General features: G+C 72.5%; 33 protein-coding genes. 32 read left to right on the plus strand and 1 reads right to left on the minus strand.

Going from position 1 to position 23,532, the window contains the following annotated elements; genetic code table 11:
* The first annotated feature begins 1 nt into the window (after position 1).
* The 9 genes from ACIQOW_RS03595 to ACIQOW_RS03635 all read left to right on the plus strand — a co-directional run bounded on the left by ACIQOW_RS03595 (position 2) and on the right by ACIQOW_RS03635 (position 4,487).
* Positions 2 to 592, plus strand: a complete 591-nt coding sequence (locus ACIQOW_RS03595) for a hypothetical protein (RefSeq protein ID WP_401079335.1) — start codon at positions 2 to 4, stop codon at positions 590 to 592.
* Positions 593 to 695: 103 nt separating this feature from the next.
* A complete protein-coding gene (locus ACIQOW_RS03600) occupies positions 696 to 1,325 on the plus strand; it encodes a hypothetical protein (RefSeq protein ID WP_401079337.1) in 630 nt (209 codons plus the stop codon).
* Between the two features lie 52 nt (positions 1,326 to 1,377).
* Positions 1,378 to 1,515, plus strand: a complete 138-nt coding sequence (locus ACIQOW_RS03605; protein WP_401079339.1) for a hypothetical protein — start codon at positions 1,378 to 1,380, stop codon at positions 1,513 to 1,515.
* Positions 1,516 to 1,573: 58 nt separating this feature from the next.
* Positions 1,574 to 1,969: a hypothetical protein gene (locus ACIQOW_RS03610; RefSeq protein ID WP_401079341.1), complete on the plus strand. Its 396-nt coding sequence runs from the start codon at positions 1,574 to 1,576 to the stop codon at positions 1,967 to 1,969.
* Positions 1,966 to 2,169 carry a LuxR C-terminal-related transcriptional regulator gene (locus ACIQOW_RS03615; RefSeq protein WP_401079343.1) on the plus strand — a complete coding sequence of 68 codons (204 nt, stop codon included), beginning with the start codon at positions 1,966 to 1,968 and terminating at the stop codon, positions 2,167 to 2,169. Before ACIQOW_RS03610 ends, ACIQOW_RS03615 begins: the two co-directional genes overlap by 4 nt.
* Before the next feature lie 88 nt (positions 2,170 to 2,257).
* Entirely contained in the window at positions 2,258 to 2,770 is a 513-nt protein-coding gene (locus tag ACIQOW_RS03620) for a hypothetical protein (protein ID WP_401079345.1), read from the plus strand.
* Between the two features lie 74 nt (positions 2,771 to 2,844).
* A complete protein-coding gene (locus ACIQOW_RS03625; protein WP_401079347.1) occupies positions 2,845 to 3,579 on the plus strand; it encodes a hypothetical protein in 735 nt (244 codons plus the stop codon).
* 66 nt (positions 3,580 to 3,645) lie between these two features.
* Positions 3,646 to 4,227, plus strand: coding sequence for a hypothetical protein (locus ACIQOW_RS03630; protein WP_401079349.1), 582 nt, complete (start codon positions 3,646 to 3,648; stop codon positions 4,225 to 4,227).
* The gene (locus ACIQOW_RS03635; RefSeq protein ID WP_401079351.1) at positions 4,224 to 4,487 is read left to right on the plus strand and encodes a hypothetical protein; all 264 of its coding nucleotides are present in this window, start codon (positions 4,224 to 4,226) and stop codon (positions 4,485 to 4,487) included. The genes ACIQOW_RS03630 and ACIQOW_RS03635 overlap by 4 nt, the downstream gene beginning before the upstream one ends.
* A gap of 117 nt (positions 4,488 to 4,604) precedes the next feature.
* Here ACIQOW_RS03635 and ACIQOW_RS03640 read toward each other — a convergent pair whose 3' ends face one another.
* Positions 4,605 to 5,078 (minus strand): hypothetical protein, encoded by a 474-nt coding sequence (locus ACIQOW_RS03640; protein ID WP_401079353.1) that lies wholly within the window; start codon positions 5,076 to 5,078, stop codon positions 4,605 to 4,607.
* Positions 5,079 to 5,124: 46 nt separating this feature from the next.
* Here ACIQOW_RS03640 and ACIQOW_RS03645 point away from each other — a divergent pair, with 46 nt between their 5' ends.
* From ACIQOW_RS03645 to ACIQOW_RS03755, 23 genes are all read left to right on the plus strand, one after another.
* The gene (locus tag ACIQOW_RS03645; RefSeq protein ID WP_401079355.1) at positions 5,125 to 5,511 is read left to right on the plus strand and encodes a holin; all 387 of its coding nucleotides are present in this window, start codon (positions 5,125 to 5,127) and stop codon (positions 5,509 to 5,511) included.
* Positions 5,508 to 5,783: a hypothetical protein gene (locus ACIQOW_RS03650; RefSeq protein WP_401079357.1), complete on the plus strand. Its 276-nt coding sequence runs from the start codon at positions 5,508 to 5,510 to the stop codon at positions 5,781 to 5,783. Before ACIQOW_RS03645 ends, ACIQOW_RS03650 begins: the two co-directional genes overlap by 4 nt.
* Before the next feature lie 253 nt (positions 5,784 to 6,036).
* Positions 6,037 to 6,486, plus strand: coding sequence for a hypothetical protein (locus ACIQOW_RS03655; RefSeq protein ID WP_401079359.1), 450 nt, complete (start codon positions 6,037 to 6,039; stop codon positions 6,484 to 6,486).
* Positions 6,483 to 8,105, plus strand: coding sequence for a terminase TerL endonuclease subunit (locus ACIQOW_RS03660; RefSeq protein WP_401079361.1), 1,623 nt, complete (start codon positions 6,483 to 6,485; stop codon positions 8,103 to 8,105). The genes ACIQOW_RS03655 and ACIQOW_RS03660 overlap by 4 nt, the downstream gene beginning before the upstream one ends.
* A 16-nt stretch (positions 8,106 to 8,121) precedes the next feature.
* Positions 8,122 to 9,594 (plus strand): phage portal protein, encoded by a 1,473-nt coding sequence (locus tag ACIQOW_RS03665; protein WP_401079363.1) that lies wholly within the window; start codon positions 8,122 to 8,124, stop codon positions 9,592 to 9,594.
* Positions 9,591 to 10,559, plus strand: a complete 969-nt coding sequence (locus tag ACIQOW_RS03670; RefSeq protein WP_401079365.1) for a hypothetical protein — start codon at positions 9,591 to 9,593, stop codon at positions 10,557 to 10,559. The genes ACIQOW_RS03665 and ACIQOW_RS03670 overlap by 4 nt, the downstream gene beginning before the upstream one ends.
* A 44-nt stretch (positions 10,560 to 10,603) precedes the next feature.
* Complete coding sequence (locus ACIQOW_RS03675; RefSeq protein ID WP_401079367.1) at positions 10,604 to 11,323, plus strand: hypothetical protein; 720 nt, start codon at positions 10,604 to 10,606, stop codon at positions 11,321 to 11,323.
* Positions 11,324 to 11,332: 9 nt separating this feature from the next.
* The gene (locus ACIQOW_RS03680) at positions 11,333 to 12,337 is read left to right on the plus strand and encodes a major capsid protein (RefSeq protein WP_401079369.1); all 1,005 of its coding nucleotides are present in this window, start codon (positions 11,333 to 11,335) and stop codon (positions 12,335 to 12,337) included.
* Positions 12,338 to 12,351: 14 nt separating this feature from the next.
* Entirely contained in the window at positions 12,352 to 12,861 is a 510-nt protein-coding gene (locus tag ACIQOW_RS03685; protein ID WP_401079371.1) for a hypothetical protein, read from the plus strand.
* Position 12,862: 1 nt separating this feature from the next.
* Positions 12,863 to 13,420 (plus strand): hypothetical protein, encoded by a 558-nt coding sequence (locus ACIQOW_RS03690; protein ID WP_401079373.1) that lies wholly within the window; start codon positions 12,863 to 12,865, stop codon positions 13,418 to 13,420.
* Entirely contained in the window at positions 13,417 to 13,818 is a 402-nt protein-coding gene (locus ACIQOW_RS03695; RefSeq protein WP_401079375.1) for a DUF6093 family protein, read from the plus strand. Before ACIQOW_RS03690 ends, ACIQOW_RS03695 begins: the two co-directional genes overlap by 4 nt.
* Positions 13,815 to 14,198, plus strand: a complete 384-nt coding sequence (locus ACIQOW_RS03700) for a hypothetical protein (RefSeq protein ID WP_401079377.1) — start codon at positions 13,815 to 13,817, stop codon at positions 14,196 to 14,198. The genes ACIQOW_RS03695 and ACIQOW_RS03700 overlap by 4 nt, the downstream gene beginning before the upstream one ends.
* Entirely contained in the window at positions 14,195 to 14,605 is a 411-nt protein-coding gene (locus ACIQOW_RS03705; protein WP_401079379.1) for a hypothetical protein, read from the plus strand. The genes ACIQOW_RS03700 and ACIQOW_RS03705 overlap by 4 nt, the downstream gene beginning before the upstream one ends.
* Before the next feature lie 10 nt (positions 14,606 to 14,615).
* Positions 14,616 to 14,945 (plus strand): hypothetical protein, encoded by a 330-nt coding sequence (locus ACIQOW_RS03710; protein WP_401079381.1) that lies wholly within the window; start codon positions 14,616 to 14,618, stop codon positions 14,943 to 14,945.
* 66 nt (positions 14,946 to 15,011) lie between these two features.
* Positions 15,012 to 15,491 (plus strand): hypothetical protein, encoded by a 480-nt coding sequence (locus tag ACIQOW_RS03715; RefSeq protein ID WP_401079383.1) that lies wholly within the window; start codon positions 15,012 to 15,014, stop codon positions 15,489 to 15,491.
* The gene (locus ACIQOW_RS03720; RefSeq protein ID WP_401079385.1) at positions 15,491 to 16,003 is read left to right on the plus strand and encodes a hypothetical protein; all 513 of its coding nucleotides are present in this window, start codon (positions 15,491 to 15,493) and stop codon (positions 16,001 to 16,003) included. Before ACIQOW_RS03715 ends, ACIQOW_RS03720 begins: the two co-directional genes overlap by 1 nt.
* Before the next feature lie 47 nt (positions 16,004 to 16,050).
* Complete coding sequence (locus ACIQOW_RS03725) at positions 16,051 to 16,326, plus strand: hypothetical protein (RefSeq protein WP_401079387.1); 276 nt, start codon at positions 16,051 to 16,053, stop codon at positions 16,324 to 16,326.
* On the plus strand, positions 16,313 to 19,660 hold the full coding sequence (locus ACIQOW_RS03730; protein ID WP_401079389.1) for a phage tail tape measure protein: 3,348 nt from the start codon (positions 16,313 to 16,315) through the stop codon (positions 19,658 to 19,660). Before ACIQOW_RS03725 ends, ACIQOW_RS03730 begins: the two co-directional genes overlap by 14 nt.
* A 14-nt stretch (positions 19,661 to 19,674) precedes the next feature.
* Complete coding sequence (locus tag ACIQOW_RS03735) at positions 19,675 to 20,544, plus strand: hypothetical protein (protein WP_401079391.1); 870 nt, start codon at positions 19,675 to 19,677, stop codon at positions 20,542 to 20,544.
* 9 nt (positions 20,545 to 20,553) lie between these two features.
* On the plus strand, positions 20,554 to 21,600 hold the full coding sequence (locus ACIQOW_RS03740; RefSeq protein WP_401079393.1) for a hypothetical protein: 1,047 nt from the start codon (positions 20,554 to 20,556) through the stop codon (positions 21,598 to 21,600).
* On the plus strand, positions 21,597 to 22,679 hold the full coding sequence (locus ACIQOW_RS03745; RefSeq protein WP_401079395.1) for a hypothetical protein: 1,083 nt from the start codon (positions 21,597 to 21,599) through the stop codon (positions 22,677 to 22,679). The genes ACIQOW_RS03740 and ACIQOW_RS03745 overlap by 4 nt, the downstream gene beginning before the upstream one ends.
* Positions 22,676 to 23,137, plus strand: a complete 462-nt coding sequence (locus ACIQOW_RS03750; protein ID WP_401079397.1) for a hypothetical protein — start codon at positions 22,676 to 22,678, stop codon at positions 23,135 to 23,137. Before ACIQOW_RS03745 ends, ACIQOW_RS03750 begins: the two co-directional genes overlap by 4 nt.
* An 11-nt stretch (positions 23,138 to 23,148) precedes the next feature.
* Positions 23,149 to 23,529, plus strand: a complete 381-nt coding sequence (locus ACIQOW_RS03755; protein WP_401079399.1) for a hypothetical protein — start codon at positions 23,149 to 23,151, stop codon at positions 23,527 to 23,529.
* Positions 23,530 to 23,532 lie beyond the last annotated feature (3 nt).

The raw sequence follows: 23,532 nt of genomic DNA on the forward strand, positions 1-23,532 counted from the left end.
CATGACCGAGCCCCTCGACCTCAACGCCATCCAGGCCCAGGCCGGCGCCGCCTTGACGCAGGCGTGCCGCCGTCTCCAGTCCGAACTGATCACCAGCGCACACCTCCTCGACCGCCCGTTCACCAACGCGCCCGACCAGAGCCCCTGGACCCGCGTCAAGGCGAAGCTGTCGGGCCTCCACGCGGCTGCGGTCGACGTCAGCTCCGGCACCGCCACCCTGCTCGCCCGGGTCCGGGACCTGGAGGCCGAGCGCGACCGCTACCGCACCGCCTGGCACTCCGCCCGCCGCCGGGGCCGCAACCTCCGCAACGAGAACGGCACATGGCGCCTCACCGTCACCGCGACCGAGCACGCCCGCACCCAGGACGAGTGGATCCGGACACTGGAGGCCGAGGTCAACCAGCTGCGGGACGACCTGAGGCACGCCCAACTCCCGTGCAGGTGGACGGGATGCAGCTACCTCGACTCCGCCCACGACCCGGCCGGCACCCACGAGTGCACCTCCGGCGCCCGGATCTGGCACTGCCCCTGCGAACTCCCCACCGCCCGCCACCCGGAGCCCGCCCCCAGCGGCCCGCAGACGGCCGCCTGACGGCCGCACAGCCCCACACCGGACCACGGAACACCACGGGGGCGCGCTGAGCCCGCCACGCGCCCCCACAGCCCCGCCACACGCACCCACCACGGAGACCCACATGGCCACCGCCCGAGACGCCCTCCTCGCCGAACTCCTCGACGGCGAAGACCCGGCCGCCGACCACTACACCGAGACCCGGGCCCGCCTGGAGCGCATGGTCGACGCCTACCGAGACGAGGAACTCACCTCCGAGGCCGGCGAGCGCTGGATCCGCAGCCAGGAGAACCAGCTCGGCATCAAGTGGGCCGACTTCCGCGCCGGCCGCTGGGAGATGGACCTCGCCGCCGGCCGCGACTTCGCCGCCGCCTACGTGGCCGCCGCCCGGGCCCTGCTCGGCGACGCCCCGAACTACAGCGAGACGAAGCTGATGTTCGACGTCAAAATCGCCGAGTCCCCGGAGACCTACACCCTCGTCGTCCAGCGCCACACGCCGGGTGCGCTCACCCCGCACGAAGCCCGCCAGCAGGCCGAGGCCGAGACCACACGGCTCCGTGCCGAGCTGGCCGCTGCCCGCACGGCCGCTCTCACGGAGGCCGCTGACCACCTCGACCGCATCGCCGACGAGGTCGAGGCCCGGGTCGCTGCGTACTACGGCCCGGCCTCCGGCATCGGCCCCGGCTCCGCCGGGCACGTCCGCATGGACGCCAAGGAGATCCGCGCCCTCGCCGCCCGCACCACGACCAGCTGACGCCCGTCACCGCCGCCCGCAACCCGCAGACGACCCAACCCGAGGAGACACCGTGGACCACGAGCAGCTCACCGAGGTCATCGAGACCGCCTTGATCGCCATCGACGCCGAGGTCGACCTTGACGACATGGAGATCCCCGACCTCGCCGCCAGCATCGCCACCGCCATCCAGCGCGCCCAGCAGACCTGACCCGCCCCCGGCCTGCCGCACCCCGCGGCAGGCCCCGCCACCCGACCGAGGAGCACCCGTGACCAACCAGAACCCCGCCGACCTGCTCACCACCGCAGCCCACCGGCTCCGCACCCTCGCCACCACGGCTACCGCCCACGGCGCCCCCGACTGGACCTACATCCAGCACCGCGACCACCCCGAGCACGGCGGGTCCGGCGCCGTCCGCACCCAGGACGGCCGGACCATCGCGGGTACACGGGCGTCCATCGGCGGCCACACCCGAGTACCCGCGATCATCCGCCCGTACGGCGAGTGGATCGCCACCATGGACCCGGCCATCGGTCTGCTGATCGCCGACCTCCTCGACAGCGAGGCTGATTTCCAGCGGCACGCCGCTGCCGGCCCCGAGGACTCCGAGCACGCTCTCGCCGTCGCCCGCGCGGTGCTCGGCCAGGACGGAGACCAGAAGTGACCCGACCCCTCACCCCATTCGAGGCAGACGTCCTCCGCCACCGCGCCAACGGCTACAAGGACCACGAGATCGCTCGCGCCCTCAACCTGTGGGAGCGAGACGTCCACAACGCTCGCCTCCGCGCCGTCCGGGCCCTCGGCGCCCGCACCCTCGACCAGGCCATCCAGATCATCAACCAGCCGACCAGCGAGACCCCGTGACCGTCAGCCCCTGGCTGGTCCTGGCCGGCGCCCTCCTCGGCGCCGGCCTCACAGCCACCCTCTGCGCACTCCACCCCCGAGGCCGCACATGAACGCCATCGTCCTCGCCCTCTGCGGTCCCGCCTCGCTCGTAGCCCTCTGGTGGATCGGCACCATCGCCGACCAACACGCCACCACCACCCACGACCGCGACGACCCACGCGACCTCCTCGAACCCTGGGGCGGCCACGGCGACGCCTGGCCCGCCATCGCACCCTCCATCGAGACGCTGATCGCCCGCGCCGAGCAGGCCGAGGCCGAACGCGATGGCGCCTACCGCGAACGTGCGCACCTCACCGCCTGGCTCGCCACCATCCACCCCGCCGTCATCGCCCCTGCGGTCGACATCGACGAAGACGGATGGCAGATCCTCTACCTCACCGTCAGCGGCCGACAGTTCTCCTGGCACATCCACCCCAACGATGCCGACCTCTACCACCACGTCGAGCACGTCCCCGCCGAAGACCCGCGCGCCCAGTGGGACGGCCACACCACCGACCAGAAGTACCAGACCATCCGCGAGATGACGTTCAGCGGACTGCGCGGTCACGCCACCCGCTGAGGACCGAACGGGCCGCCAGCCGCGCGCGCCACCGCCTGATCAACCACCCCGCACAGCGCACCGAGGAGCCCGCCATGACCAGCACCACCCACACCGACCTCACCCACATCGCCGACCAGTGGCCGACGCTCCGCGAGCTCCTCGAGGCCCGTACCCCGCGGACCTGGCCGCCGGCCGGACGGATGGCCGACCACCAGCGCGACCTCGACGACGCCCCCGACGACGCCGAGGTGCTCGCCCAGCAGGCCGCCGCCGAGCGCGCCGAGCGCACCGCCCTCGCCCCCGGCGAGCGACCCGCCCCGCTCCGCGTAGCGATCCTGGACACCCTGACCGAACTCGAGGGCGAACTCCTCGCCCTGGCCGACGAGATCGCCGGCGCGGTGCAGCGGCCCGCGTTCACCACGACGTTCCGCTCGGCCAGCCCCCTGGACGACGTCGCCCGGTCCCTCGCCCTCGCAGGACTCAAGGACCAGCAGGACAGCCGCCGCTGGCGGTTCAACATGGCCCGCCGGTCCGGCGAGACCGCCGCGGCCTGGCTCGCCGCACGGATCGCTGGTGCAGCCGGCCCGTTCCGCCCCCTGTCCGACCAGCAGCGCGCCCGCATCGCCAGCGTGGCCACCGCCGCCCGCCGCCGCCTCGACCGAACCCTCGGCGACCACGAGACCACCCGCACCCGCGTCCACGTCACCTGCGGCTGCGGCGGTCAGCTCGAGATGCTCACCGGCGCCGGCGAGCCCCGCATCCAGTGCGACCGCTGCGGCACCCACGCCAGCATGATCGCCCTCGCCGAAGGCCTCAGCGCCGCCTGAACCCGCCCACCGTGAAGGCGCTCACGCCCGCTCCGTGAGCGCCCTTACCCACCGGAGACCACCACCATGAGCCCCCTCACCATCGGCGCCTGGCACGACGCCGAACTCCACGGCATCGCCGGACCCTGGACCGTCGCCGGCCACGCCACCATCTGGGACCTCACCACCAACCCCGACGGCACCCCGTACGTCCTCGTCGAGATCAGCACCCCCAGCGGCCTCAGCCACACGCCCCACTACACCTACGCCCACGGGTGCGTGAACGTGTTCACCGACGACCGCATCGAGATCACGCAGGTCGTCACCCCCCAGCCCGGACCCGACCGCATCGTCCTCAGCCCCGAACCCGACTGCCTCCTCGACCCCGCCGACGCCGCCTACCACCGGGCCCGCGCCGTGAGCGTCCTCACGGACTGGCAGCCCATCCCCGACGACGACAGCCCCCTCGACGTGAGCGCACTCCCGTGGCTCGCCCGAGCCACCCAGCGCGCCGCCGAGAAGCGCGCCGCCGAACGCGAGCGCAACCACCTCGTCCGCCGCCTCGACGCCGGCGGCGTCCCCCGCACCGACCTCGCCCGCACCATCGGCCGCCACCCGTCCCGAATCGCCCAACTCCGCGACACCGCCTGTGCCAAGGTGAGCGCATGAGCACTGAGCGCGATACCACCGTTGACGCTGCGGCAGCCCTTCTCCTGGCCGCCATCACCATGCGTGACCTGGCCACCGCCATGCCACCCCAGGTGTACGCCGCCATGCCCGACGACATCCGCAACCGAGTCGACACCCACGACTACATGACCGCGTTCGACGCCCTGCCCCAGGACATCCAGCTCGCCGCCCGCCAGGTCGTGGACACCAACGCGGACATCCGCCAGGCCCGCCGCATCGACGCGCAGGGACGCGCTTGACGGATCACCCACAGGTGATCCACACTGACCCCACGTCCGGCGTGCCCGAACACACAGACCACCCGAGAGCCCCGCAGGCCACCCGCTGCGGGGCTCTCGGCATTCAGACCCGGCAGCTCAGCACAACGCCAACCCGACGTTGAGCACCGCGCTGATGTCCACCTTCAGTCCGTTGCCCAACGCCAGGTCATCAGCCCACACCGGGAACGGCTTCGGATACCTGGCCTGCGCCAGACCGTTCACGCCGTACTCCCGGCTGCCCGCCTCGAACGTCACCTGCTGTCCAGGCCGACACCGCAGCACCCCCGACTCCACCGTGAACGGCCACGGGGTGAGCCCCGACGTACGCGTGATGAACCGCTCGTGCGACCCGCCGCCAGCAGGCGCTCCTTGCGCCGGTGCCACGTACCCGCGCGCGGACGTAGACGACACCATCGGATACGACGCCGCACCGTCATCCCCGCCGTCGCCCGAGGCCGAGTACCAGATCAGCCCGAACAGCAGCAGGACCCCGCAGCCCAGCCCCGTCTTGGCGTTGTCCTTCCGCCGCTTCTCCCTCTCGCGGACATCCCGCGACGTCAACTCATCCACGCACCCTCCCCAGTGAGGCGGCTCAGCGTAGGGCAGGTGATCACCAGTGGCCAGACGTCGAGCGCTCACCGTCTGCAACGTGGCCGGCTGCCCCGAGCTGACGGACAGCGGACGCTGCCCCGAGCACCGGGCCGAAGCCGAGCGTGCCCGTGGCACCCGCACCCAACGCGGCTACGGCCAGCAGCACCGACAGAGATTCAGGCCCGGGGTCCTGGCCCGTGACCCGCAGTGCGTGTGCACCAAGCAGGACCACGGACACGGCACCCCCTGCGGCCAGCCCAGCCGGCACGCCGACCACTACCCGCTGTCCCGCCGCGAGCTGGTGGCCGCCGGCCACGACCCCGACGACCCACAGCACGGCCGCGGCCTCTGCCACCCCTGCCACTCCAGCGAGACCGCAGCGCACCAGCCAGGAGGATGGGCAGCACGATGACGACCTGGACCTACACGCTGCCCGACGGCAGCCAGGTGCTCGCCGAAGAGCACACGCTCAGCGACGACGAGATGCGGAAGCTGGCCGCCACCGGCGGCACCGTCCGGTCCGGCCTGCTCGTGCTGCCGTCTCGGCCGGCCCGCACCATCGACGTGACCACGATGAGTGACATCGGACCACGGTACGTGCCGGGCCGGGCCAGCGAGACCCTGACCACAGCCGAACCGAACACGGACAGCTACTATGCGGCCGGATCTGCGGACACTCCGTAGTCAACGAGGTGGTCAACAGCCTCCCAAGGGCTGACCGGTCACCCACGGTGCCCATTCGGGGCCCATGTGACCACCATCCGTGACCGACTTCGGAGGGTGAGCATCACCCACCGTCACCACCCCAGGGGGGTGACCCCCTCCCGCCGAGCCGGCGGGACCCGCGGGGGAGGTGTCTCGCGACGTGTACGGGTCTGGGAGTTTCGAACGGCCCCTTTCAGTGACCGAACGTGACGTTGTGAGGAGGTGATCCGGCATGGCTGGAGTCGGCCCCACGCCGAACCCGTCCCGTCGGCGGCGCAACGGAGACCCGGTGGAGGGCACGGTGCTGCCGGCGGGCGGCTTCACCGGCCCGGCGCCGGGCCTTCCCGGCGGGCACGACTACGACTCACGCACGCTGGCCTGGTACGACACCTGGAAGCGCTCGCCGCAGGCCGCGACGTTCCTGGCGACGGACTGGCAGCGCCTGCACATGCTGGCCCAGCTGGTCGAGGCGTTCTGGGAGGAGCCGAAGCAGTCGCTGCTCGCGGAGATCCGGCTGAACGAGGCGGCCCTGGGCGGCACGGCGGCCGACCGCATGCGGCTGCGCTGGTCCCTCGGATCCGCCGAGGTCGGCAAGGGGTCGACGCGGGCCGCCGAGCGGGCCGTTGAGCGGCGGGCCGCCGGGGACGTGCGCGACAGGCTCCGGGCGGTCGGTGACGAATGAGGCGGCCCGGCGTCCGGCGCTCCCTCGGGTACGCCGTCGCCGACTGGATCGAGTACTACCTCCTCCACGGCCCCGGCGACGTGCAGGGTCAGCCGATCGAGCTGGACGTCGAGATCCTGCACTTCCTGGCGTGCACGTACGCGGTCGGCGCGGACGGTCGGCGGCGCTTCGACGAGGTGCTGCTGTCCCGGGCGAAGGGCCGCGCGAAGTCGGAGATCGCCGGGGCGATCGCGTGCGCCGAGGCGTTGGCGCCGGTGCGCTTCGACCACTGGGCCGAGCCGGGCGAGGTCTCCGACTGGGGGTACGAGTACCAGCCGGGCGAGCCGGTCGGCGCCCCGGTGACGTACCCGTTCATCCGCTGCCTGGCGACCGAGGAGACCCAGGTCGGCAACACCTACGCGAACATCACGTACATGCTCGCGCACAGCGAGCGGATCGCCGAGGACTACCCCGGCATCGACATCGGCAACGACTGGCAGACCTCCACCCGCGTGTTCCTGCCCGACGGCGGGGAGATCCGGCCCTCGACGTCGTCCTCGGCAGCGAAGGACGGCGGCAAGGAGTCCTTCTCCGTCGCCGACGAGACACACCTGTACGTGCTGCCCGAGCTGCGGAACATGTACGAGACGGTCGAGCGCAACACGATGAAGCGCAAGGCCGCCGAGCCGTGGTTCCTGCAGACCTCGACCATGTACGCGATCGGCGAGGACTCCATCGCCGAACGGACACACCGCAACAGCAAGGCCGGCGCGGCCCCACGGTTGTACTTCGACCACAAGCAGGCGCCCGCGGCCCTGCTGGAGGACGAGGCCTACGACGACCCGGTCCAGCTGAAGGCCGGACTGATCGCGGCGTACGGGCCGTTCGCGGCGCACATGGACCTGGACCGCATGGTGGCCTTGGCCCACAAGCCGACCCAGGACCGGGCGAAGTTCAGGCGGTACTTCCTCAACCTGCCGGTCTCGTTGTCGGAGACGTGGCTGTCCCGGCACCTGTGGGAGCGGTGCGCGCTGCCGCAGGAGGTCGAGCCGGGCGAGCTGGTCACGGTCGGCTTCGACGGCAGCGACCACGACGACTGCACGGCCATCACCGCGTGCCGGGTCTCCGACGGCTACGTCTTCACCCCCAGGTTCCCGGACGGCCGTCCGATGGTCTGGACGAAGTGGGACGACGGCGACCCGGACGCCTGGCGGGTGCCGCGCGCCGAGGTCAAGGCCGGCATGACGCACGTCTTCACCACCTTCAAGGTGGCGCGCGCGTACGGGGATCCGCCGGACTGGCGCGACGAGTGCGACGACTGGGCCGAGGAGTTCGGGATGGAGACCTTCCTGATCTTCGAGACCCGGGTGGCGACCCGCATGTGCCCGGCCCTGGACCGGTTCAAGACCTCGGTCCTGACGGGCGAGATGACCCACGACGGGCACCCGACGATGGCCGAGCACGTGGGCAACGCCAAGCCCGTGCGCCGGCCGGGCGGGCTGATCGCGATCACCAAGCCCGCGCCCGACCGGAAGATCGACTCCGCCGTCACCGCGGCATTGGCCGTCGAGGCCCGCGCCGACCACCTACGCCACGAGGCCGCCCGCGACGGTGGATCGTCCTCGTTCACCGGCTACTGACCCAAGGGGGGTGTGCATGCCCGTCACCGCACAGGAGGCCCTGCGCATCACCCGGGTCCTGGAGGAACAACTCCTCCAGCGGCAGGGCGACATCACCGTCTGGAACGAGTTCTACCGGGGCAAGAGCGAGCGCCTGGCGTACGCCTCGGACCGCTTCCGGGCCGCGTTCGGCGGCCTGTTCGCGGGCTTCTCCGACAACTGGTGCCAGGTGGTGTGCGACGCGCCGGCCGAGAGGATGACGCCGCTCGGCTTCCGCTTCGGCTCCGGTGTCGACGGCGAGCCCGCAGCCGCCGACCGTGAGGCCCAGCGGATCTGGCAGGCCAACGGCATGGACGCCTGGGCGCGCATCGCGCACACCGAGATGATGGTCAAATCGCGGGCGATGGTGCTGGTCTGGGCGGAGAACCCGGACGACAACGAGACCGAGCCCGAGATCACCGTCGAGGACGCCACGCAGTGCATCGTGGCGTACGAGCCGGGCAACCGGCGCCGGCGCAAGGCCGCGCTGAAATTGTGGGACGGCGACGACGGCTACAGCTACGCCACCCTGTACTTGCCGGACCAGATCTGGAAGTGGCGCCGCTCGGCGACCGTCTCCCGGCTGATCCTGCCCTCCAGCGCCACCGTGGCCACCTGGGCGCCACGCGAGGCCGGCAAGCTGGACCAGGCCGTCATCGACAATCCGCTCGGCCGCGTGCCGATGCTGGAACTCGTCAACCGCCAGCGCCTGGTGGACCCGTCGTCGCCCGAGCACGAGCAGGTCATGCCGCTGCAGCGGGCGGTCAACAAGCTGGTCGTCGACATGCTGGTCGCCGCCGAGGCCGGCGCCTTCCCTGCCCGCTGGGGCACGGGCATCGACCTGCCGAAGGACCCGCGCACCGGACAGGAGATCGACGACCCGGAGATGTGGCGCCTGTCGGTGTCCAAGATGCTCCGCGCGAGTTCGCCGGACGCCAAGTTCGGGAACTTCCAGGCCGCCGACCTGCGTAACTTCGTGACCGGCGTCGAGATGCTGATCGAGCACGTGGGCGCGCTGTCCCGCACCCCGCCCAGCTACATGACCGGCAAGCTCGTCAACGTCAACGCCGAGACCCTCGCCGAGGGAGCGGCCGGCCTGGTCGCCAAGACCAAGGACAAGACGACCTTCACCGGCGAGACCTGGGAGGAGGCCATGCGGCTCGCCTTCCTCGTCAAGGGCGACACCCAGCGCGGCACCGACCCGCTGGCCGAGACGGTCTGGGGCAGTGTCGAGTACCGCACCGAGGCCCAGCACGTCGACGCCGTCCTGAAGAAGAAGTCCCTCGGGGTGCCGTGGCGCCAGCTGATGGAGGACCTCGGCTACACCCCGACCCAGATCGACCGCATGGAGGCGATGCTGGAGCAGGACGCCACCCGGGCCGCCCGCGCCCTGGCGTTCTCCGGCGTGGACGATCCGGGCGTGCTCGGCACGACCACCGGCGCGGGCCAGGACCAGCCGGTGCCCGCATGACGGGCCCGGACCCGGCGGCCGGACGGCGGGCGGCACGCCAACGCGCCGTCGCCGCCCGCGCGGTGGCCTCAGCTGACCTGCTGTGGTCCCAGGTCGACCCGCGGCGCATCCGCGACTCCTGGCACGCCCTGGCCGACCCGATGCTCGCCGCCCTGGCCGCCGCCCAGCAGGCCAGCGCCGACGGCGCCCAGGCGTACGTCACGGCCGTGGTCACGGCGGCCGGTGCGCGGCCGGACTTGGCCGGGGCCCTGAACACCCAGGCGTTCGCCGGCCGGGCCGCCGACGGACGCCCCCTGGTGTCCCTGCTGGAACGCCCCGCCGTCACGGCGCTGACCCAGGTCGCCGCCGGATCACCGGTCGACCTCGCCCTGCACGCGGGCCGCTCCCAGCTGCTGACGATGGTCACCTCCGAGGTCGCGGACGCGGGCCGGCAGGCCACCGGCGTCGCGATCGTCGGGGACCGCACCTGCACCGGCTACGTGCGGGTGGTCAGCGGCGGGGCCTGCTCTAGGTGCATCGTCCTGGCCGGCGCCGTCTACGGCAGCCGCACCGCGTTCCTGCGCCACCCCTACTGCCACTGCATCCACGAACCCACCGTCCGCGGCCGCCGCTCCGGCGCGCACCTGGAGCCGCGCCGCTACTTCGACAGCCTCGGCCGGGCCGAGCAGGACCGGCGCTTCGGCGAGGCCGGTGCCCGGGCGATCCGGGACGGCGCCGACCCCGGCCAGATCGTCAACGCCCGCCGCAAGGGCGCGATGTACACCACCCGCGACGGCTTCAAGGCCACCCGCGAGGGCACCACCCGCCGCGGCACCTTCGGGCGCCTCGAACGGCAGCGGGCCCGCGCGGCCGGCCGACGCACCACCGGGCAGCCGGTGCGGCTGATGCCGGAGGAGATCTACCGCCTGGCCGCCACCCGCGAGGAGGCGATCGCCCTCCTTCGCCGCTACGCCTACCTGCGATGACCCCGGGCGGCGCGATGCCGTCCACGACACCCATGGAGAGCGCGATGCTCGACACCACCCTGCCCGCACACGCCCTGACCGGCCTCACGGCTGTCGGCTGGCGCAAGCCGCGTCCGGGCGAGGACGGCCCGCAGCCGATCTGGCCCGTCCGCGGCGGATCCGGCGACCAGGACGGCGACGATGACACCGGCGACGACCAGGGCGGCGACGGCCAGGAGGACGACGGCCAGGACGACGACACCGACGCCGGCGGCAAGGACGACGAGAAGGATCTCGGCGACGCCGGCAAGAAGGCCCTGCGCGAACTGCGCAAGGAGAACCGGGCCCTGAAGGCCCAGCTCCGCCAGGGCACCCGGCCCGGCACCGGGAAGAAGGACGACGACGGCGGCGACGGTACCGACCCGCAGGCCCTGCGCGAGCAGGCCCGCGAGGAGGCCCGCGCCGAGGTGTGGACCGAGCGCGTCGAGGCCGCGGCGATCGCGGCCGCCGCCGGACGCCTGGCCAACCCGCAGCTCGCCGCCCGCCTCCTGGACCTGTCCGACATCCCGAAGAACGACAAGGGCCGCCCCGACCGCGACGCGATCGGCGAGCTGATCGACGAGCTGATCGAGGACGAACCCTACCTGGCCGCGCAGTCCGCGAAGGACAGCGGCCGGCGGTTCCAGGGCGGGGCCGACGGCGGCGCCCGCAAGCCCACCACCAAGCGCGCGGCCAGCCTCGGCGAGGCGGTCGCAGCCCGTCTGGCCGCACAGACCGGCCGATAGGAGAATCCCATGCCCGTCACGCTCGCCCAGGCGAAGCTGAACGCGACCGACGACATCGACACCCAGGTCATCGACGAGTTCGCGAAGTCGTCCTTCCTGCTCGACAACATGACCTTCGACGACGTCGTCAACCAGGCCGGCGCCGGCGCGACGCTGACCTACGGCTACACCCGCCTGATCACCCAGGCCGACGCCGCGTTCCGCGCCATCAACTCCGAGTACACCCCGGCCGAGGTCACCAAGGCCCGCTACACGGTCGACCTCAAGGCCCTCGGCGGGTCCTTCCAGATCGACCGCGTCCTCGACGGCGTCGCCGCGGCGGCCGAGACCACGCTGCAGATGCAGCAGAAGATCAAGGCCACCCGGGCGAAGTTCGCCGACGCCGTCATCAACGGCGACACCGCGGTCGACGCGAACGGCTTCGACGGCCTCTCGAAGATCATCACCGGCAGCTCCACCGAGTACCTGCCGCTGAACAACGGCGTGGCCACCGGCTACCTCGACTGGACGGCCGTCACCGACAAGGCCTCCGCCCTCGCCGCCCTCGCCCACGTGGACGCGTGGCTGTCCACCATGGACGGCGAACCCGGAGCGATCTTCGGCAACAAGAAGACGCTGGCGCTCTTCAAGCGCCTGGCGATCTGGACGGACCAGTACGACAAGACCCAGGACGCCTTCGGCCGCCCGGTCAACCGCTACAACAACATCCCGCTCGTCGACCTCGGCGCCAAGGCCGGATCGAACAACGACGTGGTCGGCCTGGTCACCCGCGACCCGGACGCCGGCGGCACGGGCGGCAACATCACCAACCTCGGCGACCTGTTCGCCGTGCGCTTCGGACTCGATGCCTTCCACGGTGTCTCCATGGCCGGCAGGCCGCTGGTGAAGAGCTGGATGCCCGATTTCACCACCTCCGGCGCCGTCAAGACCGGCGAGGTCGAGCTGGGGCCGGCCGCCGTCGTCCTCAAGGCCACCAAGGCCGGTGCGGTCCTGCGCAACATCAAGTCCGCCTGAGCGAGGAGAACACCGTGGCCATCATCCGCACGCCCGTGCCCGACTACACCGGGCCGGGCCCCGGCGGCATCCACTTCCTGGACGGCGCCGCCGAGAGCGACGACGAGGCCGTCATCGGCTACTGCCGGGGCGCCGGCTACGAGGTCGACGGCGAGGTCCTCAACCCCCTGCGGCCCGCCGCCGCCATGGACGTTCGGGACGTCACGGTACGGCGCGTCGGCGCCGCGCTGCGGGACGCCGCGGTCGATCCGCGCGAGGGAGACCACCAGGCGCCGCCCGGGGCGGGTACCGGCGATCCGCACGGCCCGAACGTCGTCGCCCCCGACCTGACCGTCCTGCCGCCGCCCGTTCCACAGACCGAGGAACCCCCGGAGAATCAGGACGACTTCACGAGGCCGTCGCAGGCCGACCCGGTCGCCGACTGGCGCACCTGGGCCGCTGGCCAGGCCGACGGCGACACGGACCGGCTCGCCTGGATCGAGAAGGCCACCAAGGCCGAGCTGATCAAGGCGTACGGGGGCTGACATGGTGCTGGGGCCGTTCGCCTCGGTGGCCGACCTGATCGGCCGCCTGCCGCCCGACCGGGTGCTGAGCCCCGAGGAACAGGCTCAGGCCGAACAACTCCTGGGCGACGCCTCCCACCTGATCCGCATGACCGCCGGCTACCAGCAGATCAGCCGCGTCGACAACGACACCGTGGTCCTGCGCGGCTCCGGGAGCCCCCGTCTCAAGCTGCCCCAACGCCCGGTCCGCGCGGTCACCTCCGTGGCCGGGCTCACGGCCGACCAGTGGGAGTGGGACGGCGGCGACACGCTCACCCGACTCGACGGCCACGACTGGCGAGGCGCCATCACCCTCGTCTACTCCCACGGCCTGGACGAGGACGAACCCGCGTACCAGGTGGCCCGGTCGGTGGCCTGCGACGCCGTGAAGCGGACCCTCCTCAACCCCACCATGATCAGGCAGCACGCGGTGGACGACTTCTCCGAGACCCTGGCGGACGCCCGCGCCTCCCTCCTCGCCGGGGAGGCCGACACCATCCAGGTCGCGTTCGCCGGGCCGGGCTGGGGGGTGACGGGATGACCACCGAAGCCGCGGCCCTGACGGCCGGCCGTGTCATGGCCGAGGCTCGGATGCGGGAGAGCGGCCGTCTCACCCGGCCGGGCCCGGACGTCTACGACCCGGCCACCGGCGAGACCACCACGTCCTCGACCCTGCTCTACACCGGCAAGGCACGGGTCAAGCCCGCCCAGACGGTACCGGAGGGCGTCCAGGCGGGGCAGCGCGAAGTCTCTCTCACCCGCTACGACATCGCGCTGCCCTTCGCCGCCGTCCCGGCGAGCCGGATCCAGCCCGGCGACACCTTCACCGTCGACACCAGCCCCGATGCCCGGATGCCCGGTCTCGTCTTGCACGTGACCGGCGTCAACTACTCCGCCACGGCCACCGCCTGGCGAATCAGTGCGGAGGCCCGCTCATGACCGCAGACGTCAGCGGCCTCGAGGCCCTCGCGGACTACCTCGCCCGCGCCGGCGCCGAGATGGACCGCAAGACCCGCCAGGTCCTCGCCAAGGGTGCGCTGAACATCAAACGCGACTGGGCGGCCAACGCGCGTGCCAGCAGCGGCCGGTACGCTCCGCACTACCCCCGCTCGATCAGCTACGACCCGCCGACCGTCGGCCCCGCCGGCGCCTTCGTGGTGATCGGCCCCGACAAGGGGGCGACACAGGGCGCGCTCGGCAACCTGCTGGAGTACGGCAGCAGCAAGAACCCGCCCCACAACGACGGCGGCCGCGCGCTGGCCGCCGAGGAGCCGCGGTTCCTCGCCGCGATCGAGCAACTCGCCCAGGGGCTGCTGTGAACGCGGCGGTGCCCGAGGACCTGCCACACGTCCTGGCCGCGAAGGCCGCGATCGAGGCCACGGGCGTCACCGTCTACCTCGGCGGCGCCCCCGCGGCGACCGTCCTGCCGAAGGCGTACGTGGTGCTGTACCCGTCGCCGGGCATCGAGGCGGCGGCCTCGCTCGCCGACGACCGCACCGACCTTGACCTGCCGCTGCAGGCCACGGCCGTCGCCACCACCCCGGACGGTGCGATCGGCACGGCCGGCCGGGTCCGGCGGGCGTTCGCCGTCGGCCTGGTGGTGGACGGCCGGGTGTGCTGGCGGCCCGAGTCCGTCGGCGGCCCGCCGCTGCAGCGCGACGACGACGTCACCCCGCCCCTGTGGTACCTGCCGGTGCAGTACCGGTTCCACTCCATCCCCGCATGAGGAGCCCCCCGTGCCCCTGCTCGCCCCTCAGGCCGTGTCCCTGACCGGCCTCACACCGACCTACAGTCCTGCCGCGGCGTCCACGACCGTGCCCTGCGGCGACCGCCTCTTCCTGCACGTGAAGAACACGGCCGGGTCCAGCATGACCGTCACACTGACGTCGACCGCCAAGGTCGCCGGCCAGCCGGCCGCCGACGTCGTCGTCACCGTCCCCGCCACGACTGGCGACAAGATGATCGGCCCGATCCTGGCCGGCCTGCTCGCCGGAGGCACCGACGGATCCTGCGCGGTCACCTACTCCTCCACCGCCAGCGTCACCGTGGCCCTGCTCCGTATCTGACCTGACCCGCTTATCCCCTGCCCCGCGCCGAGACGGCCGGGGCATTCTCACGCCCCGGGAGGGCTCGTGTCCGACCTCATCGGCGACGGCAAGGTCCGCGTGGCCTGGGCCGTATCCATCGCCAACATCAACGCGCCCGCGGTCGCCGAACTGACCGCGGCCCAGGACCTCACCCAGCGCATCACGCCGGACGGCCTGAAGACCGATCCGACGACGGCCGCGGTCGACACCGGCAGCCTCGCCAGCACCTTCGACACCGAGGAGGCCGGCCGCACGAAGTTCGGCAACGAGCTGGTGCTCAAGCGGGGTTCGACCCCGGCCGAGGATCTGCCGTACGGCACCTTCGTGAAGGGCGCCCGCGGTTTCATGGTCGTGCGCCGCGGGCTGCCCTACGACACCGCGTGGGCCGTCGGCCAGCAGGTCGAGGTCTACCCGACGGTGTGCGGCGAGCGCCAGAACAAGGCGACCACTGCCAACGAGGTCATGAAGTTCACCACACCGATGTTCGTCACCTCGGAGCCCGCGACGAACGCGCTGGTGGCCTGATGACCGACATCGAGGACATCATCAAGGGCACGACGCTGCGCGAGAGCACGGTGCCGCTGTGCCTGGCCGGCGCTCTGCAGGGCGAGTACGAGGCCCTGGAGCAGCAGCTCGCCGACCCGGCCGCCCAGTTCGGCGACTCCCTCGCGGGCAGCTCCCGGACGGCGATCGCCTCCCGTATGGAGGAACTGCGCGCCGAGATGGCCGAGCACCTGGTGGAGTTCCGGCTGCGGGCCCTGCCGCACGAGGAGTGGTCCAGCCTGCTGGCCGCCCACCCGGGCGGCGACGGCCAGGCCTTCGACCCGGCGACGTTCGGCCCGGCCGCCGTCGCGGCGTGCGCCGTGAATCCGGCCATGACGGTCGATCAGTACGGGCGGCTGGCCAAGAAGCTCAGCTTCGGCCAGCAGGAGGCGCTCCTCGACGCCGTGTGGCAGCTGAACAACCAGGTGGCGCGCGCCGTCCCTTTCTCGCTGCTCGCCTCCGCGACCGTCGCGGGCCGTGGCGGCGAGAGCTAGAGACCGCCCGGGCGTGGGGAGTTCCCCGCAGCGTCTTCCTCGGCCGGGTGCCCGGCCCGGGTGAGCCGTTGTGGACCGACGCCGACCGGGCGTGGGCCCTGGCCCTGGCCGCGGTGGAGGACGAGACCTGTCGCGGCTGCGGCCAGCCGGTCGGGGAGGCCACCAGCCCCGACACGGAAGACCAGTACTCCGCCGAGCTGATCCGCTGCCACGCCTGCACCACCGCCGCCACGACCAGCGCCCGCTTCCAGCAGGACGGCGGGGACACCGCGGGCGTCCACGTCCACGTCCACCGGAAGGAGGACCGCCGTGGTCGACCGTAGCGTCACCGTCCGTCTGGGCGTGGACAACTCGGCCGCGCGCCGGGCCACTGCCCAGTCCGAGCAGGACTTCCGGCGGGTCGCCCAGGCAGCGACTGCCTCGGCCACCGAGCAGCAGAACGCCTTTCAGCGGGCCGCCGGGGCCGAGCAGGCGTCCTTCGAGCGGACGGCCGCCGTGGCGCGCGCGTCCGGGCGGGCCACCCAGGAGGCCATGGCCGCCACCACCGTCAGCGTGGGGCGCCTGGCCGCCGCCGCCGAGCAGGTCCCGGCGACGTTCGCGTCGGCCGCCACGATCTCCACCCGCGCGATGGGTGAGATGGCCACCTCGGCGCAGGCCACCGCGACCACGGTGGCCGCCGCGGAGACCCGCATGTCCGAGGCGACCGCCGCATCGGCCGCCGGCATCCGCGGGTCGCTGGCGATGCGGCTGGCCGCTGCCGAGGCCGTCGTGGTCCAGGAGGCGGCGATGGCCTCGGCGACCACCGCCTCGGCCGCCGCTTCCTCGCAGCAGGCCGGCGCGTTCACGCGCGCCGCATCCTCGGCGGACCGGGCCGAGAAGGTCTTCGGCGGTGTCCGCACGGCCGGCTTGCTGATGCTGGGCATGTTCGCGGCCGCCGTCGTCACCGCCGCGCGCTTCGAGAAGGCGATGTCGGGTGTGGCCGCGGTGGCGGACGCGACCGAGCAGCAGATGAATCAGCTGCGCGAGGCGGCGCTCATCGCCGGGCGCGACACCGCGTTCAGCGCCTCCGAAGCCGCCCAGGCCGAAGCCGAGTTGGCCAAGGCGGGCGTTTCCGTGGACGACATCCTGAGCGGCGCGTTGAAGGGGTCCCTTTCACTCGCCGCAGCAGGGCAGTTGGACCTCGCCGAGGCCGCGACGATCTCGGCCCAGGCGATGAACACGTTCAAGCTCAAGGGCGCCGACGTGTCGCACATCGCCGACGTCCTCGCCGCCGGCGCAAATAAGTCGGCGGCCGACGTGCACGGGCTCGGCGAGTCCCTGCGCATGGGCGGTCTCCTCGCCCAGCAGACCGGACTCTCCCTCGAGGACACCGTCGGCGTGCTCAGCGCCTTCGCTGACAGGGCGCTCATCGGCTCGGACGCCGGTACCTCTCTCAAGACGATGCTCCAGCGCCTGGTCCCGCAGTCCGACGAGGCCCGCGGCATCATGAACCAGCTCGGCTTCAGTGCATACGACGCGGCCGGGAACTTCGTCGGCCTGACCAAGCTCGCCGGCAACCTGAAGAGCAGCTTCTCGAACCTGACGCCCGAGGCTCGCAACGCGGCGATGGCGACGATCTTCGGCTCCGACTCGGTGCGCGCGGCGACCATCCTCTACGAGCTCGGCGCCGACGGAGTGGACCGCTACCGCACCGCCGTCAACGACCAGGGGGCCGCGAGCCGCATGGCTGCGGTCCAGATGGACAACCTGTCCGGGGACCTGGAACAGCTTCGGGGTGCTCTGGAGGTCGCGCTGATCCAGGGTGGCACGGCGGCCAACGAGGTCCTGCGCGACATGGTCCAGTGGATCACCCGCATGGTCAACGCCTGGTCCAGCCTGCCTGGTTGGCTTCAGACCTCCTCGGTGGCCCTGTTCGGGATCGGCGGCGCACTGGCGCTCCTCGCGGGCGGCCTGATGCTGGTCCTGCCGAAGATCAGCGCGTTCAAGGCGTCGCTGATCGACCTGTCCGTGACGATGCCCCGCGTCGCCGGCGCGGTGTCCCGGTTCACCTGGCTCCTGGGCCCCTGGGGGGCCGTACTGAGCCTCGCGTCCGCCGCCCTGGCCGTGTTCGGCCTCAGCTCGGTCAGCGCGAAGGAGGAGGTCCAGGGCCTGACCGAGGCAGTCCAGGCCGACTCCAACGCCATCGGCGCGAACGTGCGCGCCTGGCTGGCCCATAAGTTGGAGACGACCGGGGCCCTCAAGGCCGCCAAGGACCTCGGCATCAGCACGCAGGACCTGACGGAGGCGATCCTCGGCAGCGCCGACGCCACCACCCGGGTCAACGGCGTCCTCGAGGGCTACCTGCGCCAGGTGGAGGGCGTCGAGGGCGCGGCCCTGGACGGCGCGCACGGCGAAGCCGAGTGGATCAAGTCCCTGAACAACGTCAAGGGCGCGCTCAGCGGCCTGACCCCGGAGATCTCCGGATCGGTGGAGGCCGCCAAGCGCGAGGCCGAGGCCGCGGGCGGCGCCGCGAACTCCACCAAAAACCTGGGCGGCGCGGCGAAGACCACCGCGGCGGACATCGCCGACACCCGCACCGCCGTCGAGAAGTTGACCGACAGCCTGGACACGCTGAACGGCAAGAACATCTCGGCCGCGAAGGCGGCGATCGGCATGCAGAGCGCACTCGCTGACCTGAAGGACAAGGTCAAGGAGGGCGGCACCGAACTCGACATCCACAGCGAGAAGGGCAGGGCGAACAAGGCGGCGATCCTGGACGCCGCAGCGGCCGCGCAGGCGCACGCCAAGGCCGTCATGGAGCAGACCGGGTCGAGTGAGCAGGCGATCGCGGTGTTCGGCCAGGACGTCGAAGCCCTCAAGCGGGTCATGACGCAGGCGGGGTTCACGCAGCAGCAGATCGAGTCGCTGACCGCCGCGTACGCGGCCGTGCCCCCGGCGGTGACGACCCGGGTGACCGACCCAGGCGCGCTCCAGACCATCGCGGACCTCCAGGAGGTGAAGCGCAAAGTCGAGGACGTCCCGCCCGGGAAGTCCATCACGATCAAGGCGCCGTCCGCCGAGGCGATCCAGGACCTGCGGGCCATCGGGTACACGGTCGACGTGCTGCCCGGCGGCAAGGACGTCCGGGTCACGGTCCCGTCGAACGACGCGATCAACGGGACCGCCAAGATCCAGCAGGCCATCAACGGCATCCAGGGCCGCACCGTCACCGTCAACGTCGGCTACGACCGCGAGTACGCGGACCGGCACCAGCCGGTCGGCTGGGCGAACGGCGGCGTCAACCGGTTCGCCGGCGGCGGGATCACGGCGTTCGCCGCCGGGTCGGAGCGGCACGTCGCCCAGATTGCGCCGCCGGGGGCGATGCGCCTGTGGGCGGAGCCGGAGACGGGCGGCGAGGCCTACATCCCGCTCGCCGCAGCGAAGCGGAACCGGTCCATGCGGATCCTCTCCCAGGTGGCCGGCATGTTCGACCAGCAGTTGATCCCGCTGCGGCCGACGGCGTCCGAGCTGATCCCGGCCCGGTCGCTGGCACCGCCAGCGGCCGCCGGTACGGGTGGTGGGGTGCACCGCACGACCCACGTCACCCTCTACGGCGCCCGGCAGTCCCTCGGCGAGCAACTCGCCGACCTACAGCGGCACATGGAGTTCGTCACTTGAGAGGAGGGGCGCTGATGGCCGGATACCCTCCGGGGCTGGTGCTCGGCCGCCAGGTCACGCTCGGCACGCTGCAGCTGGGGGCGGCAGACGGGGCGGGGGTGGCGTGGACGGTGGCCTCGGACGGCCTGGATGGCTGGTCCGGGCCCGAGACCCGCGGCCAGTACTCCAATCGCGAAGCCGACCACGGCAGTTGGGCCGGGCCGACGTACCTAGGCGAGCGGGCGATCACGGTGGCCGGCACGATCACCGCGCCGGACCTGGCCACGCTGGATGCCGCCGTCGAGCAGCTGCTCGCGGCGGCCAGCCTGACCGACACCGTGCTCACCGTGGCGGAGACCATCCCCAAGCAAGTCACGGTCCGGCGGAGCGGCAAGCCGTTGGTGCGCTACGAGACCGACCGCGTCGCACGGTACTCCCTGCTGCTGACCGCCGCCGACCCGCGGCGGTACGCGACCGTGCTGCAGCAGCAGTCCACCGGCCTGCCGGTCTCCACGGGCGGGCTGACGCTGCCCATCACGCTGCCGCTCGTCATCGCGGCGGGCAGCAGCGCCGGCAGCATCACGCTGACCAACGCCGGCAGCATCGCCTCCCGGCCGGTGTTCACCGTCGTCGGGCCGGTGCCCGGCTTCAACCTGCTCGTGCAGTACCCGACCGGCGAGGTCCGTCAGCTCGCCTACAGCGACACGCTCGGGGCCGGCGACGTCCTCGTCATCGACACCGACGCCCACACCGCGCTCCTCAACGGGACCGTGTCCAGGCGCCGGTACGTGTCCGGCCGGTGGCCCGAGATCCCGCCCCGGCAGACCGTCACCGTCTCGTGGAACTCGCCGGGGTCCGACCCGGCCGCCCTGTTGACCGCCACCGCCCGCAGCGCCTGGATGTGAGGAGCCACTATGCCCACCGACCCCCTCTGGCTCCCCGGGTTGAGCTACGACGAGACCGAGCTCCGCAAGATGGACCTCGCGCTCGCGATGAGCGACGGCACTTCCCTCGGCGCCCGGCCCGGCATCCGGCCCGGCGACCCGGGGCTCACCGTCACCATTGCCAGCCTGACCGTCAACGTCAGCGCGGGCACCGCGGTCCTGTGGCGGGCCGGACAGGGCCTGTACCGGGCCCAGCTGCCCGCCAGCAGCCCCGGCACGCTGACCTCCGCCCACGCAACGTTCAGCCGCATCGACCTGGTGTACCTGCGGGTGTGGGACACCGCGGTCGACGCCTCCGGTCTGCGCCGGGCCGACACCGTACTGCTGACCGGGGCGCCGTCGGCCACGCCGGCCGTCCCAATCCCGGGCGCGACCGAGGTCTACATCCCGCTCGCCACCATCACCGTCCCGCCGACCACGGGCGGCGGCGCCGGGTCGGCCACGGTCTCCAGCACGATCCGGCAGATCACTGTGGCACCGGGCGGCATCCTGCCCGTCTCGTCGGCGGCGGACCTCGCGCTGCCCGGTGTCCACGTCGGCCAGGCCCGGTACAACACGGTCCGCAACGTGCCCGAGTACTGGAACGGCACGAGCTGGGCCGCACAGGGGGACTTCACCAGCTTCACTCCGGCGTGGACCGCGCAGACCACCAACCCGACGCTGGGCAACGGCACGTTGGTCTCCCGCTGGACACGGGTGGGCCGGATGATCACCTGGATGGGCAGCCTCCAACTCGGCAGCACGTCGAACGGCGGCACCGGCCTCTGGTCGATGAGCGTCCCCGTCCAGGCCGCAGCCAACGGTATCCTGAACGTCGGGACATGCGACTACGTCAACGCGGGCGACAACGAGTATGTCGGCCTGAGCCAGATCACCAACGGCTCGTACGTGCTCGGTTTCCTGGTCAAGACCACCGCGAACGCCCAGTCCAGCGGGGGCGTCTCCAACACCGTCCCGGTCGGCGCCAGTTCCAACACCCGGCTGCACTGGTCGATCACCTACGAGGCCGCGTCGTGAGCCCGGTCGAGCTGACGTGGCTCGGGTGTGACCTGCGCTCGGGGGCGGTCGCCGAGGAACTCCGATCCCTGCGGCCGACGCAGGCACTGTCCCGGCGCCTCGGCGCCGGGACTTCCAGCAGCCTCGACCTGGCGCTCGACGGCGCGCCGCCCGACTGGGAAGCGGCGACCGACCCGGGTCGCACCATGCTCGTCGCCGTCGACACCGCCACCGGCGTACCGGTGTGGACGGGCCTGCCGAAACCCAGGGCGGGCGGGTCCGGGCCCGTGGTCCAGCTCGCCGCGGCCACGCCCGAGTGCTACCTGGACGGCCGCTACCCCGGCGACTACACGGCCACCGCGACCGACCAGGTCGCCGTGATGGCCGCCGTGGCCGCGCCGGCGCTGACCGGCGGCCCGCCGGTCGTCCTCGACACCACCGCGTCCGGCACCCTGATCGACTACGCGGTCGCGGATGCCGACGACCGGACGATCCTCTCGTACCTGCAGGAGATCGCCGCGATGCGGGACGGTCCCGAGTGGACGGTCGACACGGTGTGGGCGGACGCCGCGCAGACTCGCGTGCAGCTGGTGCTGCGGATCCGGCCGACCATCGGCGTCGTCAGCCCGTCTCCGGAGGCCGTGTTCGACATGCCGGGCTCCGTCGCCGACTACGTCCTGACCGAGTCCTACGAGCGCGGTCGCGGCGCCACTTCGGTGATCGCCCGCGGCGACCGGGCGGACGGGGTGCGGGCGACCAGCAGCACCCACACCGCGACCGACCTCATCAGCAGTGGCTGGCCGCTGTGGGAGAGCCGCTTCAGCCCCGCCCAGGGCGTCACCGACACCTCCCAGCTGGAACGGCACGCCGCCGAGGCCCTGGCGCTGATGGGCACCGGCAGCAAGTCCTGGACGCTCACCGCGGTCGCGTCCCGCGCGCCCCGGGTCGGGTCCGACTGGGGGCTCGGCGACAGCGTGCGCCTCGCGGTCGCCGCGTCGCCGCGGCACCCGGCCGGCGTCGAGGTCGTCGCCCGCGCGTACGCGTGGGAGCTGAACCCGTCCACGGACCGTGTGTCCCCGATCCTGCTGGAGGACCAGTGAGCATCCGCCTCGACCAACTGCCCCGCGGCGCCTCGTGGCTGGCCGAACAGGTCGCCGACCTGAAGACCGCCCTGGCCCAACTACGGGCCCAGCAGCCGGACATGGCGGCTGCGGACGGGCTGCTCGCCCCGCAGGACACGGACACGACCCGGTGGCCGCAGACCAGCAGCACCTCGTACGCGCCGGTGGCCCGCTGCTACAACGTCGCCTGGAAGCGCGGGGTCCGGGTCATGGCGGCCACGACCGTCGCTTCCGGCACCACCGGCCAGGTCCGGGTCACTGTCAACGGCGTCCAGCTCGGCGCGGCGGTCCCGGCCGGGACGCTCCTGGACGTCACCGCGCCCCTGCCCGCCTCCGCGCCGATCGGCACCCAGTACCTCATCGCAATCGAGGCCGTCCGCACGTCCGGTGCGGGCAGCGTCGGCGCCCAGGTCCAGCTCATCCGCGCCACCGACTAGGAGACCCCACCGTGCGCTTCGTCAACACCGTCCGGGCCGACGACCCGGTCCAGCTCGCCGAGCGGATGACGCCGTTCGCCGTCGCAGAGTTCCTCGCCGGCCGCGCCGGCCAGCCCTCCGCGTCCTCGTCCGGCCAGCCGCAGATCCCGGTCGAGCTGTGGCTGCTGGCTGTCCAGCGGGTGTCCGCGGACCCGGGCGAGTGGACCATCTACGGCCTCTCGTCGGACGAGGACATCCCGGGTTGGCCGCACCGGACCGGCACCTACACCGGGGGCCTGCGCCACCCGCAGCAGGTCGGCGCGGCGCTGGCCGCGGCCGGCTACCAGGTGGCCATGCGCCACTACACCTCGTACGCCGTGACCTGCACGTCGACCGACGTCCCGCTCACCTAGGAG

It is taken from the genome of Kitasatospora sp. NPDC091335, assembly GCF_044757205.1.
Taxonomy (GTDB): domain Bacteria; phylum Actinomycetota; class Actinomycetes; order Streptomycetales; family Streptomycetaceae; genus Kitasatospora.

Excerpts from the sequence above, each read along its gene's own strand:
- ACIQOW_RS03660 (WP_401079361.1), top strand. The coding sequence starts at position 6,483 with ATGAGGCGGCCCGGCGTCCGGCGCTCCCTCGGGTACGCCGTCGCCGAC.
- ACIQOW_RS03700 (WP_401079377.1), top strand. The coding sequence starts at position 13,815 with ATGACCGCAGACGTCAGCGGCCTCGAGGCCCTCGCGGACTACCTCGCC.
- ACIQOW_RS03675 (WP_401079367.1), top strand. The coding sequence starts at position 10,604 with ATGCTCGACACCACCCTGCCCGCACACGCCCTGACCGGCCTCACGGCT.
- ACIQOW_RS03630 (WP_401079349.1), top strand. The coding sequence starts at position 3,646 with ATGAGCCCCCTCACCATCGGCGCCTGGCACGACGCCGAACTCCACGGC.
- ACIQOW_RS03625 (WP_401079347.1), top strand. The coding sequence starts at position 2,845 with ATGACCAGCACCACCCACACCGACCTCACCCACATCGCCGACCAGTGG.
- ACIQOW_RS03665 (WP_401079363.1), top strand. The coding sequence starts at position 8,122 with ATGCCCGTCACCGCACAGGAGGCCCTGCGCATCACCCGGGTCCTGGAG.
- ACIQOW_RS03680 (WP_401079369.1), top strand. The coding sequence starts at position 11,333 with ATGCCCGTCACGCTCGCCCAGGCGAAGCTGAACGCGACCGACGACATC.
- ACIQOW_RS03690 (WP_401079373.1), top strand. The coding sequence starts at position 12,863 with ATGGTGCTGGGGCCGTTCGCCTCGGTGGCCGACCTGATCGGCCGCCTG.
- ACIQOW_RS03600 (WP_401079337.1), top strand. The coding sequence starts at position 696 with ATGGCCACCGCCCGAGACGCCCTCCTCGCCGAACTCCTCGACGGCGAA.
- ACIQOW_RS03650 (WP_401079357.1), top strand. The coding sequence starts at position 5,508 with ATGACGACCTGGACCTACACGCTGCCCGACGGCAGCCAGGTGCTCGCC.
- ACIQOW_RS03735 (WP_401079391.1), top strand. The coding sequence starts at position 19,675 with ATGGCCGGATACCCTCCGGGGCTGGTGCTCGGCCGCCAGGTCACGCTC.
- ACIQOW_RS03595 (WP_401079335.1), top strand. The coding sequence starts at position 2 with ATGACCGAGCCCCTCGACCTCAACGCCATCCAGGCCCAGGCCGGCGCC.
- ACIQOW_RS03740 (WP_401079393.1), top strand. The coding sequence starts at position 20,554 with ATGCCCACCGACCCCCTCTGGCTCCCCGGGTTGAGCTACGACGAGACC.
- ACIQOW_RS03695 (WP_401079375.1), top strand. The coding sequence starts at position 13,417 with ATGACCACCGAAGCCGCGGCCCTGACGGCCGGCCGTGTCATGGCCGAG.
- ACIQOW_RS03670 (WP_401079365.1), top strand. The coding sequence starts at position 9,591 with ATGACGGGCCCGGACCCGGCGGCCGGACGGCGGGCGGCACGCCAACGC.
- ACIQOW_RS03620 (WP_401079345.1), top strand. The coding sequence starts at position 2,258 with ATGAACGCCATCGTCCTCGCCCTCTGCGGTCCCGCCTCGCTCGTAGCC.
- ACIQOW_RS03655 (WP_401079359.1), top strand. The coding sequence starts at position 6,037 with ATGGCTGGAGTCGGCCCCACGCCGAACCCGTCCCGTCGGCGGCGCAAC.
- ACIQOW_RS03635 (WP_401079351.1), top strand. The coding sequence starts at position 4,224 with ATGAGCACTGAGCGCGATACCACCGTTGACGCTGCGGCAGCCCTTCTC.
- ACIQOW_RS03720 (WP_401079385.1), top strand. The coding sequence starts at position 15,491 with ATGACCGACATCGAGGACATCATCAAGGGCACGACGCTGCGCGAGAGC.